The sequence below is a fragment of the Paracoccus solventivorans genome, from assembly GCF_900142875.1.
GTDB classification, from domain to species: Bacteria; Pseudomonadota; Alphaproteobacteria; order Rhodobacterales; family Rhodobacteraceae; genus Paracoccus; species Paracoccus solventivorans.
On record NZ_FRCK01000002.1, the window covers coordinates 281,092 to 297,482 of the forward strand.

Consider the following 16,391-nt stretch of genomic DNA (forward strand, 5'->3'; position numbering starts at 1 on the left):
GGCCACAATGCACCGACAACTGCCAGAGCCGATCACCACCGCGTCCGTTTCGCTGTCCCGCTGGCTGCGGGACGGGGACCGGATTCTGGTCGGGCAGGGCTCTGGCGAGCCGGGGGCGCTGATGCGCCTGCTGGGGCAGGCGGCGACCGAGCGTCGGGGGCTGACCGCCATCATCGGCACCACGCTGGGCGAACTGCCCCGGGCGGACGGCGCGGCCAGCGGCGGGGACGAGGGGCTGCGCTTTGAAAGCTACGGCGCGATGGGCACGGCGGCGCAACTGCCCGAAGCCGCGCTGACGGTGCTGCCGCTGCATTATTCGCAGTTCATCGCGCGGATCGCCGACGGGCGGCTGCCCTGCGACGTGGTGTTCGTCCAGCTTTCGCCGCCGGACGCGGACGGCCGGCACCATATCGGCATGGGCGATCTGCACATGATCGACGCCGCCCGCCGCGCCCGCGTGGTCATCGCCGAGATCAACCCGCAGACGCCGCATACGCCCGGCACGCGCTGGCCCGACGACCTGCCGGTGCATGTGGCGGTCGCGGCCGAGGGCGCACCCCTTGCGCCCCGCGCGGTCGAGGCGACCCCGGACGACCACAGGATTGCCGCCCATGTCGCCGGCATCGTGCCCGACCGCGCCGTCCTGCAACTGGGCATCGGCCGCCTGCCCGACCGCATTGCCGAGGCGCTGCGCCATCACCGCGACCTGGGGCTGCATTCCGGCGTGCTTGGCGACGGTGCGGGCGCGTTGATCCGGGCGGGCGCGCTGACCAATGCCGCCAAGGAAATCGACGCCGGCCGTTCCGTCGCGGGCGTGATCATCGGGGGGTCGGCGCTGCTGGACCATGTCCGGCAGGACCGCTCGGTCGAGATCCGGCCAACTGCCTATACCCATGCCACGGGCAATATCGCCCGGCTGTCGCGGTTCACCGCGATCAACTCGGCGATCGAGGTCGACCTGACCGGCCAGATCAACGCCGAATTCGCCGGCCGCCGCCGCGTGGGCGGCACCGGCGGGCAGGTGGATGTCACCCGCGGCGCGCAGGCGTCGGCCGGGGGGCGGGCCATCGTCGCGCTGCCATCGACGGCGAAGGGCGGCGCGGTCGGGCGCATCGTGCGGCAGGTTTCGTGCGTCACCGTTGCGCGGACCGACGCCGATACGGTGGTGACGGAATGGGGCGTGGCGGAGCTGGCGGGCCAGCCGCTGGAAGAACGCGCCCGCCGCATGATCGCGATTTCCGCGCCCGATTTCCGCGAGGAGCTGTCCCGCTGCTGGCACGATCAGGAAAGGCACCGCCATGTCTGAAGGTCCGCTGCGCGGCATCCGCATCGTCGAGATGGTCGGCATCGGCCCGGCCCCCTTTGCCGCCATGATCCTTGCCGATATGGGGGCCGAGGTGATCCGCATCGACCGCCCGACCCCTTCGGGCAACGGCATCGCCCGGGCGCCGCGCTTCGATCTGGTGGCGCGGGGTCGGCGGACGGTGACGCTGGACCTCAAGCACCCCGAGGGGGTGGCCTGCGCGCTTGAGCTGATCGCGGCGGCCGACGGGCTGGTCGAGGGCTTTCGCCCCGGCGTGATGGAGCGGCTGGGGCTGGGCCCAGATGCCTGCCGGGCCCGGAACCCGCGGCTGGTCTATGGCCGGCTGACCGGCTGGGGGCAGGACGGGCTGCTGGCCCATGCGGCGGGGCATGATCTCAATTATCTGGCCCTGACCGGGGTGCTGGACATGATCGGCCGCGAAGGGCAACCGCCGGTGCCGCCGCTGAACCTTGTGGCCGATTACGCGGGCGGCAGCCTGATGCTGGTAGCGGGGCTGCTGGCCGCGCTGCTGGATGCGCAGCGCAGCGGGCAGGGGCAGGTGGTGGATGCGGCCATGGTGGACGGCGTGGCGCTGCTGGCGACCGCGATGACGGGGCTGCGCGCGGCCGGGCTGCATGACGGGCCGCGCGGCACCAACATCCTTGACGGGGGCGCGCCCTATTACGACGTCTATGCCTGCGCCGATGGCAAGTTCCTGTCGGTGGCGCCGATCGAGCGCAAGTTCCGGGAAATCTTCCTGCGCGGGCTCGGCTTCGATCCGGCAGATTTCCCGGACATGGACGACAGGGCCATGTGGCCCGAGGCGCGGCGCCTGATCGCCGCCCGCCTGGCACAGCGCAGCCGTGACGAATGGTGCGCCGTGTTCGACAGGCAGGACGCCTGCGTCGCCCCCGTGCTGAGCCTGGCCGAGGCCCCGGACCACCCGCATAACGCGGCCCGCCGCACCCATGTCCGGATCGACGGCATCATGCAGCCCGCCCCCGCGCCCCGCTTCGGGCGGACGCAGGTGCCGCTGCCCGCCGCACCCGAAGACGATCCCGGCACGGATGGCGCCACGATCCTGCGGGATTGGGGCATCGACCCTGACCGGATCGGAACATTGATCGAAAACGGCGCTCTCGGCGCGCGGCAGTAAAGACAGGAGAGGTTGATGGCAGGTCTGTATTTCGAGGAATTCACCGTGGATCGGCATTTCCGCCATCCGCTGACCCGCACCGTGAACGAGGCGGACAACACCATGTTCAGCCTCATGACGATGAACCCGCAGCCGCTGCATGTCGATGCGCATTTCGCGGCCGGCACCGAATGGGGGCAGCCGCTGTTCAACTCACTGATGACGCTGGCGATCATGATCGGCATGTCGGTGCAGGACACGACGCTGGGCACCACTGTCGGCAATCTGGGGATGAGCGACGTGCGCTTTCCCAAGCCGGTGTTCCATGGCGACACGCTGCGTGCCGAAACCCGCGTGGTCTCGGTGCGTGAAAGCAAGTCCCGCCCGGATGTGGGCATCGTCGAGCTGGAGCACAGCTGCTTCAACCAGCGCGACGAGCTGGTGGCCGTCTGCCGCCGCGCCGCGATGATGCGCAAGCGGGGCGAGGGGTGATGCGGTCCTTCCTGTTCGTTCCCGGTGACAGCGCGCGCAAGTTCCAGCGCGCCCGCGAGGGCGCGGCCGACGCGCTGATCCTCGATCTGGAAGATTCCGTCGCCGCCGGCCAGAAGGACGCGGCCCGCGGGATCACGCGCGACATGCTTGGCGCCGATCGCAATACCCAGGCGCTGTTCGTGCGGGTCAACGCGCTGGACAGTGGGCGCACGCTGGGCGATCTGGCGGCGGTGATGCCGCTGCGCCCCGACGGCATCGTCCTGCCGAAATGCGCCGGCGCGGCCGATGTCGCGCAGCTTGCGAATTATCTGGACGCGTTCGAAGCCGCCACGGGCAGCGAGTCCGGGTCGACCCAGATCGTCGGGGTGGCCACGGAAACCGCCGATGCGATCTTTGGCCTTGGGGGCTACAGGGGGGCCAGCCCGCGCCTGTGGGGCATCATGTGGGGGGGCGAGGATCTGGCGGCCTCGCTGGGTGCGACGACGAACAGCATCGAGGGCGCCTTTACGGAACCGTTCCTGCTGGCGCGCAACCTGTGCCTGATGGGGGCCGCGGCGGCCGGAATTGTCGCCATCGACACGGTGAGCACCCGCATCAAGGATCTGGATCACGTGGAGGCCGAGGCCCGCGCCGCGCGCCGCGACGGCTTTGGCGCCAAGGCCGTGATCCATCCCAGCCATGTCGAGATCGTCAACCGCGCCTTCACCCCGACCGAGGCCGAAGCGGACTGGGCGCAGCGCGTGGTCGATGCGTTCCGCGACGATCCGCAGGCCGGCGTCGTGACCATCGACGGGCGGATGATCGACAAGCCGCATGAGCGGGCGGCGCGCAAGATCCTCGCGGCATCCGGCCGCCAGGGCCGGGGGTTGCCCCAGTGATGACAAAGGGACGGGAGGCCCTGGATCATGTCAAGTTCCATGACAGCAAAGCACGAGACCGGGCTTTCGGCGGTCCTCGCCCGAGCTGAAACCGCGCTGGTGTTTCTTGCCGGGGTATCGCTGGCGATCATCATGGTCGTCGTCGTCCTGGACGTGACGATGCGATATGCGGTCAGCCGGCCGCTCGGCTGGAGCTACGATCTTATCGGCAGCTATCTGATGGTCTGCGTGTTCTTCTTTGCGCTTTCGGACACGCTGCATCATCACGGCCATATCGCCATCGACATTTTCGCCAATGCGCTGCCGCGACGCTTTCTTCACGGCTCGCTGGCGGTCGGCTATGCGCTGGGGACGGCGCTTCTGGCAATGATCGCATGGCAGGCGTGGATCCGCACCACGGGCGCGTGGAACGCCAGCAACCTGATCAGCGCCACCGTGCCCTGGCCGACTTGGCCGTCCTATTTCATGGTCGTGATCGGCGCCGTGCTCGTCACGCTGCGCTGCGGGTTGCGCGCGCTGAGCCACGCCGCCTCGGCCGTCACCGGTCGCGAGCTGGCCGACATGCCGCCGCCGCCCCTCACCACCTCAAGCGAATCGGAGCATGGCGTATGACCGTCGCGATCGTTCTTGCTGTTCTGGCCTTCTTTCTGATCGTGGGGCTGCCCGTCGCGCTGGCGATGGCGGTATCCGGGGCGACCGGCCTGTATATGCTGGGCGGGATGCAGTTCCTGACCGGGATCCTGCGCACCTCGCCGCTGTCCACCGCCAACAGCTATGAAATCATCACCATTCCGATGTTCATCCTGATGGCCGAATTCGTCATCATCTCGGGCGTGGCGAACGATCTGTTCCGTTCGGCAAGCATCTGGGTCGGGCGGCTGCGCGGGGGGCTGGCAATGGCCACGGCGCTGGCCGGGGCCGGTTTCGGCGCGATCTCGGGGTCGTCGACGGCGGCGGCGGCGACGCTGGCCTCGACCTCGATGCCCGCCATGCTGCGCGAGGGCTACGACCCCAAGCTGGCCGGCGGGGTGGTCGCGATCTCGGGGACGCTGGCGATGCTGATTCCGCCCTCGATCGCACTGATCCTTTACGGGATCATCGCCGATGTCTCGATCGGCGACCTGCTGATCGGAGGGGTCATTCCCGGCATCATCGTCACCCTTGCGATCATCCTGACGGTCGCGCTGCTGGTGCGGATCGAGCCGGGATCGGCGCCGGCCGGCCGCGCCTATACGATGCGCGAAAAGATCGCCTCGCTGGCGCATGTCGGGCCGATGCTGATTCTGCTGATCGCGGTCAGCGGCTCGATCTATTCCGGCATGGCGACCCCGACCGAGGCCGCGGGCATGGGCGCCTTTGTCGCTATGGCGATCGCGATGTGGGAACGCAAGCTGACGCTGGCCGGGTTGTGGCACGCGCTGCGCTCGACCGCGCAGACCAGCTGCATGATCCTGTTCATCATCCTGGGCGCGCATGTCTTCGGCTATTTCCTGACCCTGTCGCGGGTGACCAACGACCTGAGCATGTGGGTCGGCGGGCTCGACATGTCGCCGACGATGATCATGATCATCATCCTGATCGGCTATATCATCCTCGGCTTCTTCATGGATCAGGTCGCAATCCTGATCCTGACCGTGCCGGTGATGCTGCCCATCGTCATCCAGCTTGGCTATGACCCGGTCTGGTTCGGCGTCATCGTCGTGGTGACGGCCGAGGTCGGGATGGTCACTCCACCCATGGGCATGAACGTCTTTGTCGTTGCCCGATACACAAGACGACCGCTGGGCGAACTGTTCCGCGGCGTCATGCCCCACGTCTGGGCGCATCTGATCGTCATCGGCCTGATGCTGGCATTCCCCGCGCTGATCCTATGGCTGCCCTCAACGATGTAACGACCGTGATCAAGACCAACATTGGGAGAAGAGACATGACATACCCCCTGAACACCCCGCTTGCTGCCGCAGCGCTATGCGCGCTCGCGGCACTGGGCAGCGGACCTGCCGCCGCCGAAACGCTGCGCGTCGCCGACAGTTTTCCCGTTGGTCATTACATCGCGGAAAACATGACCAAGGCCTGGATGGACAAGGTGACCGAACTGACGGACGGCGAGATCACCTTTGACTATTATCCCGCCGAACAGATGGGGAAATCCAAGGACCTGATGTCGCTTGCCCAGACCGGGGTGGTGGACATCGGCTATGCGGGTGTGTCCTATCTGGCCGACACGCTGCCGCTGTCGGCGGTGGGCGAACTGCCCGAGGCCTTCACCAAGTCCTGCGAAGGCACCAACGCATTCTGGAGCATCGCACATCCCGGCGGTGTGCTGGATCAGGCCGAACTGGCGCCGCAGGGCGTCCGGATGCTGCTGGTCATGGTGCTGCCGCCCTATCAGATCATGATGGCGCGCAAGGAAATCACCGGCGCGGACAGTTTCCGCGGCCGCAAGCTGCGCGCCACGGGCGGGACCAAGGAAATCGCCGTCGAGTTGCTGGGGGCGACCCCGGTGTCGATCCCCGCGCCCGAGACTCGCGACGCGCTGTCGCGCGGCACCATCGACGGCGTGCTCTTCCCCCATTCCAGCGCCCTGCCCTATGGGCTGGCGCCGGAGTTGCAGTGGGGAACGCAGGACATGAACTTCGGGTCCTTCGTGGCCAGCTATGTCATCAGCGAAAGCCGTTGGCAGCAGCTTTCGCCCAAGGCGCAGCAGGCGATGACGGACGCCGCAGAGGATATCATCCGCTCGGCCTGCGCCGTGGCCGAGGAACTCGACCTCAAGGACAAGCAGGAAATGGCCGATGCCGGCGTGACCTTTGTTTCGCTGCCCGACGCCGACAAGGAAAAGATCGAGGCCGATCTTGCCGGTATCGGCGAACGTTGGGCAGCGGATCTGGATGCGCGCGGGCTGGCCGGGACCGAAATCCTGACCGCCTTCCGCGAGGCGCTGGCCGGGCAGACCCCTGCCGCCGAATAATGCGACCCGGCCTGTCCGGCATGGCGCCGGCTAGGCCTCGCCCCTGCGATGGACAGAATCCCGTTGATGCAAGCCCCCCGCCAGGATGTCACCCCGACCGCCCCGGTCGCGATGATGGCGGGTATCGTCGTCGCCACCGGGTTCCTGTTCAATTTCGTCGTTCGGGGCGTGATCGACAGTTTCCTGGTGTTCATCCTGCCGCTTGAGGCGGAATTCGGCTGGAGCCGCTCGACCCTGACCGGGGTCTATTCGGCCTATCTGCTGGTCGCCGGCATCACCTCGCCGCTGGCGGGAATGCTGCTTGATCGCTGGGGACCGCGCTGGACCTACGGGATCGGGCTGGTCGTTCTGGCCGGCGGCATGGGCGCGGCCTCGACCGCAGGCGCATTATGGCAGATCTATGTCTTTCACGGCATCTTCGGCGGGATTGCCGCGGCCTGCCTGGGCATCGTCCCCGCCGCGGCGCTGATCGGGCGCTGGTTCGACCGCAAGCTCAGCCTTGCCGTGGCCTTTGCCTATGCGGGGCTTGGCTCTGGCATCCTGGTCATCGTTCCGCTGACGCAGGGACTGATCGACGCTGGAGGCTGGCGTGGCGCCTATCGCACGCTGGCGGTGGCGCTGGTGGCATTGCTGCCGTTCCTCATGGCGCTGCCCTGGGGCCGGATCGCCCGGGGCCGGCCGGGGCTGGCGGCGACCCGGGGGCGACAGGCCCCCGGGCCCGACCCCGCCGCCGCCAGTGCCGTCCCCGGCGACGCCCCCGACATCACGGACATCACCGGCGAAACCGACCCGGGCTGGACCATCGGCCTGGCCATCCGCACGCGCGAATTCTGGCTGCTGGTCCAGTGCTTCTTCTTCACCGCCTGCTCGACCTACAGCGTCGTGGTGCAGACGGTCAGCTTTCTGGTCGATCAGGGCTATCCGCCGCTGGAGGCCGCCTTTGCCTTTGGCGCGTCGGGGATGCTGTCGGTCATCGGCGTGCTGGGGTCGGGCTGGCTTGCCGCGCAGCGCGGGTTCCGTTTCACGGTCACGCTGTCCTTTGCCGCCACGCTGATCGGGATCATCGCGCTGCTGGGGTTTTCCTTTGTGCCGGCGCGGGTGCTGGTGCTGGTCTATGTCCTTGGCTTCGGGGTCAGCCAAGGGGCGCGAGGTCCGGTGGTTTCGACGCTCTCGACCCGCATCTTTGCCCGCGGACAGGTCGGGACAATCTTCGGGGCGATCTTCATGACCATGTCGTTCGGCTCGGCGCTGGGGGCGTGGATCACCGGGTTCCTGCATGACCTGACCGGCGATTACCGCGCCGCATTCCTGTTCGCCGCCGCCAGCGTGATCGGCGCGGTGTCGCCGTTCTGGTATTCGTCGCGCCTGCGCAATCCCGGACCGCTGCCCGCGCCGTCACACCCGTTATAAAAGGAAACTGCCACATGAAACTTCTCGGAGAAGGCTTCCACTGGGACGAGCTTGCCGTCGGCGACTGCTTCCGCACCTTTGGCCGCACGATCACCGAAACCGATATCGTGAATTTCGTGTCGTCGGCCGGAATGCTCGAATCTCTGTTTCTCGACGCGGAATACCGTGCCGCGCATGCCGCGATCGAGGGCCGCCCCGCCCCTGCCGCGCTGGTCCTCGCGCTGGCCGAGGGGCTAACGCTGAACGCCACCGCCCAGGGCACCGGGCTTGCGTTTCTGCACATGGAAATGAATGTCGAGCGGCCGGTCCTTCAGGGCGACACCATCCACGTCGAAATCGAGATCACCGAGATCCGCCCGGCCAGCAAGAACAACCGCGGACTGGTGCGCACCCGCAACCGGGTGATCAACCAAAGAGGCGAAGTCGCAATCACCTATACGCCGCTGCGGCTGATGGCCGGGCGCGCATAGCCACGTCCGGGCACAGCGCATTTGCAGACTTCGCAAGGCTCACTTGCGGTGATGCGCATGGTGCCGGCTAGTCGAGGCCGGCGATGGCGGATGATCGGCGGATGATCGGCGGATGATCGGCGGAACGCTCTGACGGAACCGCCGCCTTGCCGCAACTCGCCCCTGCGGCGATCGGGCCGTGACGGAACCCTTGCCCCACGGCCGTCTGGCGGACCATAACCTTCCCCGACCATGCGACGGGAACCGACATGCATCTGACGAACCGCATCTTCGATGAGCTGCAGCCGGGGGAAACCGCCTGTCTGCGGCGGCTGATCACTGCCGACGACCTTTACGTGTTCGCGGCGGCCTCGGGGAACTACAACCCGATGCACCTGCCGGGCGAGGATGGCGACGGCGACGGGGTGCCGGACGGGCTGGCGCCGGCGATGTTCGTGGCCTCGCTGGTTTCGGCGGTGCTGGGCACGCTGCTGCCAGGGCCGGGGACGCTCTATCGCACGCAATCGCTGCAATTCCACCAACATGCCCGCGAAGGGGACGAGCTGGAAAGCCGCCTGACCGTGGCTGCGAAACACGACGACGGCAGCGTCACCATGGCGATCAGGGTAACGCGCCCGGCCGATGGCGCGCTGATCCTGTCGGGCGAGGCGCTGGTCAGCGCCCCCCGTGTGCGCTTTGCCCGCGACGACATCGAGATCCCCGGGCTGATCGTCCAGCGCCACCGCCATTTCGAGGCGCTGCTGGAGCGCGCGCGCCCGCTGCCGCCCATGCGCACCGCCGTGGTCGCGCCCGAGGACGACCGCTCGCTGTCGGGCGCGCTGCTGGCCTGGCGCGAGGGGCTGATCACCCCGATCCTGATCGGCGACAAGGCGCTGATCGCCGCGGCGGCGGGCGAGGGTTCGCTGGCGGGCATCGAGATCATCGACGAGCCCGACCACCTGAAAGCTGCCGCCCGCGCCTGCGCGCTGGTCCACGAGGGCCGCGCCGACGCGGTGATGAAGGGGCATCTGCACACCGACCAGCTGCTGCGCCCGATGGTGGACCGGCAGACCGGGCTGCGGGTGGGCAACCGGCGGCTGACCCACGTGTTCGTGATGGACGTGCCGGGGATGGCGCATCCGATCATGGTCACCGACGCCGCGATCAACATCGCCCCCGACCTGCGTACCAAGGTCGATATCGTGCAGAATGCCATCGACCTTGCGATCTCTCTGGGCTCGCAGCAGCCGCTGGTGGGGGTGCTGTCGGCAGTCGAGACGGTCAATCCCGACATCCAGTCCTCGGTCGATGCGGCGCTGCTGTCCAAGATGGCGGATCGCGGCCAGATCACCGGCGGGCTGGTCGAGGGGCCGCTGGCGATGGACAACGCCGTCGACCTGGCCGCGGCCCGCACCAAGGGGCTGCGCTGCGAGGTGGCGGGCCGCGCCAACATCCTGGTCGCGCCCGGGATCGACGCGGGCAACATGCTGGCCAAGCAGCTGTCCTACATCAGCCACGCGGAAAGCGCCGGGCTGGTGCTGGGCGCGCGCGTGCCGGTGATCCTGAACTCGCGCTCGGACAGTGCCATGTCGCGGCTGGCCTCCTGCGCGGTGGCGGCGCTGCATCATGCGCGGCTGAGCGGGGCGAAACCATGACCACCCCGGTGATCCTGACCCTGAACGCCGGGTCGTCCTCGCTGAAATTCGCCCTCTATGAGGCGCAGACCGATACGCTGCTGGCCCGCGGGCAGGTGGACCGGATCGGCCCCGCCGCGACGCTGACGATGAAGGACGCGGACGGGGCGGCGCTGCCGGTGGCGCCGGGGCCGCTTTGCGATCACGACGACGCGGTGGCGCGGGTGCTGGGCAGCCTGCGCGGCGCGTTCCCCGAGGCCCGCGCCATCGCCATCGGCCACCGGATCGTGCATGGCGGCATCTTCCACGACCGCCCCGTCATGCTGGACGCGGCGATGCTGGAGGAGTTGCGCGCGCTGTCCCCCTTTGCGCCGCTGCACCAGCCCCACAATCTCGACGGGGTGCGCGCCGCGATGGAGGCTTATCCGGGCGTGCCGCAGATCGCCTGTTTCGACACCGCCTTCCACCGCAACCAGCCCTTCGTGAACGACACCTTCGCCCTGCCCCGGCGCTTCTACGACCGGGGCGTGCGGCGCTACGGGTTCCACGGGCTCAGCTACGAATATGTGTCGGGAGAGCTCGCCCGCATTGCGCCGACGCTGGCGGCGGGGCGGGTGGTGATCGCGCATCTGGGCAATGGCGCCTCGATGTGCGCGGTGCAGCACGGGCGCTCGGTCGCCTCGACCATGGGGTTTTCGGCGCTGGACGGGCTGCCGATGGGCACCCGCTGCGGGCAGCTGGACCCGGGCGCGGTGCTGTATCTGATGCAGCAGGAGGGCCTGTCGCCCGACGAGATCGCCGATCTGCTCTATACGCAATCGGGCATGCTGGGGCTGTCGGGGATTTCCAACGACATGCGCGAGCTGGAGGCCTCGGACCACCCCCACGCGCGCGAGGCCATCGACTACTACGTGTTCCGCCTGCAGCGCGAGCTGGGCGGGATGGCGGCCGCCATGGGCGGGGTCGATGCGCTGGTGTTCTGCGGCGGCATCGGGGAAAACTCCCGCCTGATCCGCGCCCGGGTCTGCGAGCGGACCGAGTGGATGGGGATCGAGCTCGACCACAGCCGCAACCAGGACAACGCCCCGGTGATCTCGACCGCCTTCTCGCGCACCACCATCATGGTGATCCCGACCGATGAGGAACTGGTGATCGCCCGCGCGGCGCGGAAAATGATCGGCGCCTGAGAACGGCACTGCCGGAGCGGGGGCCGGCCCCCGGCCAGTACCGTGGCCTTCCTCGCTGAAAACAGTCCACCGGACTGTTTTCCGGGCGCTCGGAAGCCCGGGATATTTTCACACCAAAGAGAAGCCTGCGCGGCGGAAAACGGCCTCGGCGGTTGGTGTCTGGACCAGCCCCTGCGAAACGCTTCTGCGCGTTCCAGCGTTGGCACCAGCCCCGGCACTGCCGTGGCATCCCTCGCTGAAAACAGTTCACTGACCATCCGGCGGGAAAAACCGCCTCAGGGGCTGTTTTCTGATCCGCCTTCTATTCCGGGCGCTCGGAAGCCCGGGATATTTCCGCACCAAAGACGAGCCTGCGCGGCGAAAATGGCACCGGCGGGTTGGTGTCCGGACCAGCCCCTGCCCACGCGAACGCCTCTCCACGTTCCAGCGCTGGCACCACCTCTCCCCTGGCGCAGGCCGACCACGCCGGATTTACCCGCTGCCAAGCCCCCGCAACCACACGCCCGGGCGGCGGGAAACCAGCGCACGCCGCTTCTTTCTGGCCCAAATACCCATTGCGACGGCGCCGAAAACCCCGCGCCGCCTGCCGGGAACCTCAGCCCTCTGCCACCGCGTCCAGCGCGCAGGTCAGCCGCGCCACCGTCCCGTCCACGTCCTTGAGCTTGTCCAGCCCGAACAGCCCCAGCCGGAAGGTCGAGAAATCCTGCCCCTCGCCCACCTGCAGCGGCACACCGGCGGCGATCTGCACGCCCTGTTGCGCAAACTTGCGCCCCGAGCGGATGTCTGGGTCGTCGGTGTAGCTGACCACCACCCCCGGCGCCCCGAACCCCTCGGCAGCGACCGAGGCGAAGCCGCGTTCCGCCAGCACTGCCCGCACCTTGCGGCCCAGCTCCCACTGGGCTTCGCGGGCGGCCTCGAACCCCATCTCGCGGGTTTCCACCATCGCGTCGCGCAGGGTCAGCAGCGCGTCGGTCGGCATGGTGGCGTGATAGGCGTGGCCGCCGTCCTCATAGGCCTGCATGATCGCGCGCCATTTCTTCAGGTCCAGCGCGAAACTGTCCGAGGTGGTGGCGGCAAGCCGTTCCGCCCCGCGGGCCGAGAACATCACCATCCCGGCCGAGGGCGGCGCGCTCCACCCCTTCTGCGGGGCCGAGATCAGCACGTCGACCCCCAGCGCCTGCATGTCGACCCAGATCGTCCCCGAGGCGATGCAGTCCAGCACCATCAGCCCGTCGTGCTCATGCACCGCCGCCGCCAGCGCTGCGATATAGTCGTCGGGCAGGATCAGCCCGGCCGCGGTTTCCACATGCGGCGCGAACACCACCGAGGGGCGGCTGCTGCGGATCTCGGCCACCACATCCTCGATCGGCGGCGGCGCATAGGCGGGGCGGGGGGCGTTCCCTTCGGGCCGGGCCGGCTGCACGATGGCGGTGCCGTCAAAGCCCGCGGTCTCGATGATCTGGCTCCAGCGAAAGCTGAACAGGCCGTTGCGCACGATCAGCGCGTCCGATTCGCGGGCGAACTGCCGGGCGACCGCTTCCATCGCATAGGTGCCGCCGCCCGGGACCAGCGCCACCGCTTGCGCGTTATAGACCTCGCGCGCGATGGCAGAGATGTCGCGCATCACCTGCTGGAACTTCTGCGACATGTGGTTGAGGCTGCGGTCGGTGAACACCACCGAGAACTCCATCAGCCCCTCGGGGTCGACCTTGCTGTGACCATCCGCGCGCAATCCCGACATCTGCGTTTCCCCTGCATGTGACCGCGCGATCCTAGCGGCGGATGCGCGGCTGTGCCAGCATCCGCACCGCCCCCTGCCACCTTGGGCGGCCCCCATGCGTGCCCCCCCCCCCCTTGCGAGCCCCCTGCCCCCGCGCCTAACTTGGGTGCAAAGCACCAGGAAAGACCGCGATGCGCATCGGCATCCTCAAGACCGGGCAGCCGCCCGGCGAAATCCGCGCCGAACACGGCGACTACGACGACATGTTCGAACGGCTGCTGGCCGGGCGCGGCTTCGACTTCACCAGCTACCACGTCGAGGCGATGGAGTTTCCCGCCTCCGTCCACGACGCCGACGGCTGGCTCATCACCGGCTCTCGCCACGGCGTCTACGAGGATCACCCGTTCATCGCGCCGCTGGAGGATTTCATCCGCCAGGCGGTGGCGGCGCGGGTGCCGCTGGTCGGCATCTGCTTCGGCCACCAGATCGTCGCGCAGGCGCTTGGCGGGCAGGTCGGCAAGCACCCGGCCGGCTGGGCGGTGGGGGCGCAGGACTATGATTTCGGCGGCGAGACCATTTCCCTGAACGCCTGGCATCAGGACCAGGTGGTGACCCCGCCCGAGGGGGCCGAGGTCGCGGCCCACAACGCCTTCTGCGCCAATGCCGCGCTGGTCTATGGGGACCGCGCCTTTACCGTGCAGGCCCACCCCGAGTTCCGAGACGAGTTCATCGAGGGGCTGATGGCGCATCGCGGCGCCGCGATCCCGCCCGCGCTGCTGGATGCCGCCCGCGACCGGCAGGGCCGCGCCGACCCCTCGCCCATCACCGACCGGATCGAGGCGTTCTTTCGCCAGAGCCGCCCGGCCCCGTGACCCTCGCGCCCCCCGGGCGCCCAACAGCGAAAGCCGGACAGCCCGGCGGAAAGTTCCCATGTCAGACTGGCTGACGAAAATCCCCGAAGCGGCGCGCGAATACATCGCCGGCCGCAGGCTCGACGAGGTCGAGTGCATCGTCCCCGACATCGCCGGCGTCGCGCGCGGCAAGGCCATGCCCGCGTCGAAATTCGCCCGGCAGGAAAGCTTCTTCCTGCCCAACTCGATCTTCCTGCAGACCATCACCGGGGAATGGGCCGACAACCCCTCGGGGGCGTTCACCGAACCCGACATGGTGCTGGTGCCGGATCATGAAACCGTCTCGGCCGCGCCCTGGACGGCGGATGTGACACTGCAGGTCATCCACGACGTGCTGGACCAGCAGGGCAACCCGGTGCCAGTGGCGCCGCGCAACGTGCTGAAACGCATCGTCGCGCTGTATGCGGAACGCGGCTGGCGGCCGATCGTTGCACCGGAAATGGAGTTCTTCCTGGTCGCCCGCAACATCGACCCCAACCAGCCGATCCAGCCGCCGATGGGGCGATCCGGGCGGCGCGCGGCGGCGAAACAGGCCTATTCGCTGTCGGCGGTGGACGAATACGGCAAGGTGATCGACGACATCTATGATTTCGCCGAGGCGCAGGGGTTCGAGATCGACGGCATCCTGCAAGAGGGCGGCGCCGGGCAGGTGGAAATCAACCTCGCGCACGGCGATCCGGTCGCGCTGGCCGACGAGATCTTCTATTTCAAGCGCCTGATCCGCGAGGCCGCGCTGCGCCACGACTGTTTCGCCACCTTCATGGCCAAGCCGATCGAGGGCGAGCCGGGGTCGGCCATGCACATCCACCATTCGGTGGTGGACGCAGCGGGCCGCAACATCTTTTCCGACGAACAGGGGCGCGAGACCCCCGCCTTCATGCATTTCATCGCCGGGATGCAGGCGCATCTGCCCGCGGCCATCGCGCTGCTGGCGCCTTATGTGAACAGCTATCGCCGCTATGTCCCGGACTTCGCGGCCCCGATCAACCTGGAATGGGGGCGCGACAACCGCACCACCGGGCTGCGGGTGCCGATTTCCGGGCCGGTGGCGCGGCGGGTGGAAAACCGGCTGGCAGGGATGGACTGCAACCCCTATCTCGGGCTCGCGGCCTCGCTGGCGACCGGCTATCTGGGGCTGACCCAGCAGGACAGCCCGCGCGCCGAATGCCTGGGCGACGCCTATATGTCCGAGGACGAGCTGCCCACCAATCTTGGCGACGCGCTGGACCTGATGGTCGAATCCGACCCCATCCGCGAGGTGCTGGGGTCCGAGTTCGTCGATGTCTACGAATCGGTCAAGCGCAACGAATACAAAGAGTTCCTGCAGGTCATCTCGCCCTGGGAACGCGAACATCTGCTGCTGAACGTCTAGGCCGCCGCGCCGCCCCCGCGCCGCCCGCGCCCCTGCGTCCATTCACCGCTTGCGATAGGCGGCGCGGGGTGGCAAGGGGCGGGCATGACCCAGACCGATCAAGATCCCGCCCTGCAATCCGCGACTGCCCAAGGCGGCAAGATCGCCATCGTCACCGGCGCCTCGCGCGGCCTTGGCGCTTCCATGGCGCGGCTGCTGGCGGCGCGCGGCCATCACGTGGTGGCCGTGGCCCGCACGGTCGGTGCGCTCGAGGAACTCGACGACCGCATCCGCGCGGTCGGCGGCGCGGCGACGCTGGCGCCGATGGACATCACCCAGCCCGCGGCGATGATCCAGCTGGCCAAGGCGGTGCTGGAACGCTGGGGCGGCTGCGACCTGTGGGTCCATGCCGCGATCCACGCCGCACCGCTGTCGCCCGCCCCGCATGTCGATCCCAAGGACATGGAACGCTCGGTCGCGGTCAACCTGCTGGCCAGCCACGGGCTGGCGGTGCTGTTCGAGCCGCTGCTGCGCGCGCGCGCGGGCACGGCGCTGTTCTTCGACGACCCCCGCGGCGGCCAGCCGTTCTTCGGCGCCTATGGCGCGACCAAGGCCGCGCAGATCGCCTTTGCCCGCAGCTGGCAAGAGGAAAACCGCAGGCTGGGCCCCAAGGTGGTGATCGCCGCCCCCCAGCCGATGCCGACCGCGCTACGCGCCCGCTTCTACCCCGGCGAGGACCGCGCCGCCCTCACCCCCTGCGTGGCCGAGGCGGAACGGATCCTGGCGGAACTCGCCGACTGAGCCGGATTTCGGCCCCAATCCGCAGGCAACGGCATCGTCAGCCGATGCCAGCCAGTGCGCGCCTCGGGGGCCTCTGCCGGGTCACCCACTGCATGACGGCGGTGATGCAGCCAGAAGCTCCGCCCCAAAGGTCGCGGCGTTCTTCTTCC

The 16,391-nt window shown here is 68.5% G+C and carries 15 protein-coding genes; 14 read left to right on the forward strand and 1 reads right to left on the reverse strand.

What is annotated here, in order from left to right; all coding sequences use genetic code 11:
* Positions 1–7: 7 nt before the first annotated feature.
* From BUB57_RS04640 to BUB57_RS04690, 11 genes are all read left to right on the forward strand, one after another.
* On the forward strand, positions 8–1,306 hold the full coding sequence (locus BUB57_RS04640; RefSeq protein ID WP_073062878.1) for an acetyl-CoA hydrolase/transferase family protein: 1,299 nt from the start codon (positions 8–10) through the stop codon (positions 1,304–1,306).
* A complete protein-coding gene (locus tag BUB57_RS04645) occupies positions 1,299–2,459 on the forward strand; it encodes a CaiB/BaiF CoA transferase family protein (RefSeq protein ID WP_073062882.1) in 1,161 nt (386 codons plus the stop codon). The genes BUB57_RS04640 and BUB57_RS04645 overlap by 8 nt, the downstream gene beginning before the upstream one ends.
* Positions 2,460–2,474: 15 nt before the next feature.
* Positions 2,475–2,930 carry a MaoC family dehydratase gene (locus BUB57_RS04650; RefSeq protein ID WP_073062885.1) on the forward strand — a complete coding sequence of 152 codons (456 nt, stop codon included), beginning with the start codon at positions 2,475–2,477 and terminating at the stop codon, positions 2,928–2,930.
* A complete protein-coding gene (locus tag BUB57_RS04655; protein WP_073062888.1) occupies positions 2,930–3,808 on the forward strand; it encodes an HpcH/HpaI aldolase/citrate lyase family protein in 879 nt (292 codons plus the stop codon). The genes BUB57_RS04650 and BUB57_RS04655 overlap by 1 nt, the downstream gene beginning before the upstream one ends.
* A 27-nt stretch (positions 3,809–3,835) precedes the next feature.
* A complete protein-coding gene (locus BUB57_RS04660; protein WP_084731958.1) occupies positions 3,836–4,420 on the forward strand; it encodes a TRAP transporter small permease in 585 nt (194 codons plus the stop codon).
* Entirely contained in the window at positions 4,417–5,700 is a 1,284-nt protein-coding gene (locus tag BUB57_RS04665; RefSeq protein WP_073062919.1) for a TRAP transporter large permease, read from the forward strand. The genes BUB57_RS04660 and BUB57_RS04665 overlap by 4 nt, the downstream gene beginning before the upstream one ends.
* Positions 5,701–5,735: 35 nt before the next feature.
* On the forward strand, positions 5,736–6,779 hold the full coding sequence (locus tag BUB57_RS04670; protein WP_159435554.1) for a TRAP transporter substrate-binding protein: 1,044 nt from the start codon (positions 5,736–5,738) through the stop codon (positions 6,777–6,779).
* 66 nt (positions 6,780–6,845) lie between these two features.
* Positions 6,846–8,189, forward strand: coding sequence for an MFS transporter (locus tag BUB57_RS04675; protein WP_159435555.1), 1,344 nt, complete (start codon positions 6,846–6,848; stop codon positions 8,187–8,189).
* A 14-nt stretch (positions 8,190–8,203) separates the two neighbouring features.
* On the forward strand, positions 8,204–8,659 hold the full coding sequence (locus BUB57_RS04680; RefSeq protein ID WP_073062925.1) for a MaoC family dehydratase: 456 nt from the start codon (positions 8,204–8,206) through the stop codon (positions 8,657–8,659).
* 248 nt (positions 8,660–8,907) lie between these two features.
* Positions 8,908–10,293 carry a bifunctional enoyl-CoA hydratase/phosphate acetyltransferase gene (locus BUB57_RS04685; protein ID WP_073062928.1) on the forward strand — a complete coding sequence of 462 codons (1,386 nt, stop codon included), beginning with the start codon at positions 8,908–8,910 and terminating at the stop codon, positions 10,291–10,293.
* Complete coding sequence (locus tag BUB57_RS04690) at positions 10,290–11,459, forward strand: acetate/propionate family kinase (protein ID WP_073062931.1); 1,170 nt, start codon at positions 10,290–10,292, stop codon at positions 11,457–11,459. The genes BUB57_RS04685 and BUB57_RS04690 overlap by 4 nt, the downstream gene beginning before the upstream one ends.
* A 595-nt stretch (positions 11,460–12,054) precedes the next feature.
* Here the strand turns inward: BUB57_RS04690 and BUB57_RS04695 are convergent.
* Positions 12,055–13,200, reverse strand: coding sequence for an aminotransferase class V-fold PLP-dependent enzyme (locus BUB57_RS04695; RefSeq protein ID WP_073062934.1), 1,146 nt, complete (start codon positions 13,198–13,200; stop codon positions 12,055–12,057).
* A gap of 170 nt (positions 13,201–13,370) precedes the next feature.
* Between BUB57_RS04695 and BUB57_RS04700 the strand changes: the two genes are divergently transcribed.
* The 3 genes from BUB57_RS04700 to BUB57_RS04710 all read left to right on the forward strand — a co-directional run bounded on the left by BUB57_RS04700 (position 13,371) and on the right by BUB57_RS04710 (position 16,242).
* Positions 13,371–14,051: a type 1 glutamine amidotransferase gene (locus BUB57_RS04700; protein ID WP_073062938.1), complete on the forward strand. Its 681-nt coding sequence runs from the start codon at positions 13,371–13,373 to the stop codon at positions 14,049–14,051.
* Positions 14,052–14,109: 58 nt separating this feature from the next.
* Positions 14,110–15,462: a glutamine synthetase family protein gene (locus tag BUB57_RS04705; protein ID WP_073062941.1), complete on the forward strand. Its 1,353-nt coding sequence runs from the start codon at positions 14,110–14,112 to the stop codon at positions 15,460–15,462.
* 84 nt (positions 15,463–15,546) lie between these two features.
* A complete protein-coding gene (locus BUB57_RS04710) occupies positions 15,547–16,242 on the forward strand; it encodes an SDR family NAD(P)-dependent oxidoreductase (protein WP_073062945.1) in 696 nt (231 codons plus the stop codon).
* Positions 16,243–16,391: the final 149 nt, after the last annotated feature.

Excerpts from the sequence above, each read along its gene's own strand:
- BUB57_RS04640 (WP_073062878.1), top strand. The coding sequence starts at position 8 with ATGCACCGACAACTGCCAGAGCCGATCACCACCGCGTCCGTTTCGCTG.
- BUB57_RS04645 (WP_073062882.1), top strand. The coding sequence starts at position 1,299 with ATGTCTGAAGGTCCGCTGCGCGGCATCCGCATCGTCGAGATGGTCGGC.
- BUB57_RS04650 (WP_073062885.1), top strand. The coding sequence starts at position 2,475 with ATGGCAGGTCTGTATTTCGAGGAATTCACCGTGGATCGGCATTTCCGC.
- BUB57_RS04655 (WP_073062888.1), top strand. The coding sequence starts at position 2,930 with ATGCGGTCCTTCCTGTTCGTTCCCGGTGACAGCGCGCGCAAGTTCCAG.
- BUB57_RS04660 (WP_084731958.1), top strand. The coding sequence starts at position 3,836 with ATGTCAAGTTCCATGACAGCAAAGCACGAGACCGGGCTTTCGGCGGTC.
- BUB57_RS04665 (WP_073062919.1), top strand. The coding sequence starts at position 4,417 with ATGACCGTCGCGATCGTTCTTGCTGTTCTGGCCTTCTTTCTGATCGTG.
- BUB57_RS04670 (WP_159435554.1), top strand. The coding sequence starts at position 5,736 with ATGACATACCCCCTGAACACCCCGCTTGCTGCCGCAGCGCTATGCGCG.
- BUB57_RS04675 (WP_159435555.1), top strand. The coding sequence starts at position 6,846 with ATGCAAGCCCCCCGCCAGGATGTCACCCCGACCGCCCCGGTCGCGATG.
- BUB57_RS04680 (WP_073062925.1), top strand. The coding sequence starts at position 8,204 with ATGAAACTTCTCGGAGAAGGCTTCCACTGGGACGAGCTTGCCGTCGGC.
- BUB57_RS04685 (WP_073062928.1), top strand. The coding sequence starts at position 8,908 with ATGCATCTGACGAACCGCATCTTCGATGAGCTGCAGCCGGGGGAAACC.
- BUB57_RS04690 (WP_073062931.1), top strand. The coding sequence starts at position 10,290 with ATGACCACCCCGGTGATCCTGACCCTGAACGCCGGGTCGTCCTCGCTG.
- BUB57_RS04695 (WP_073062934.1), bottom strand. The coding sequence starts at position 13,200 with ATGTCGGGATTGCGCGCGGATGGTCACAGCAAGGTCGACCCCGAGGGG.
- BUB57_RS04700 (WP_073062938.1), top strand. The coding sequence starts at position 13,371 with ATGCGCATCGGCATCCTCAAGACCGGGCAGCCGCCCGGCGAAATCCGC.
- BUB57_RS04705 (WP_073062941.1), top strand. The coding sequence starts at position 14,110 with ATGTCAGACTGGCTGACGAAAATCCCCGAAGCGGCGCGCGAATACATC.
- BUB57_RS04710 (WP_073062945.1), top strand. The coding sequence starts at position 15,547 with ATGACCCAGACCGATCAAGATCCCGCCCTGCAATCCGCGACTGCCCAA.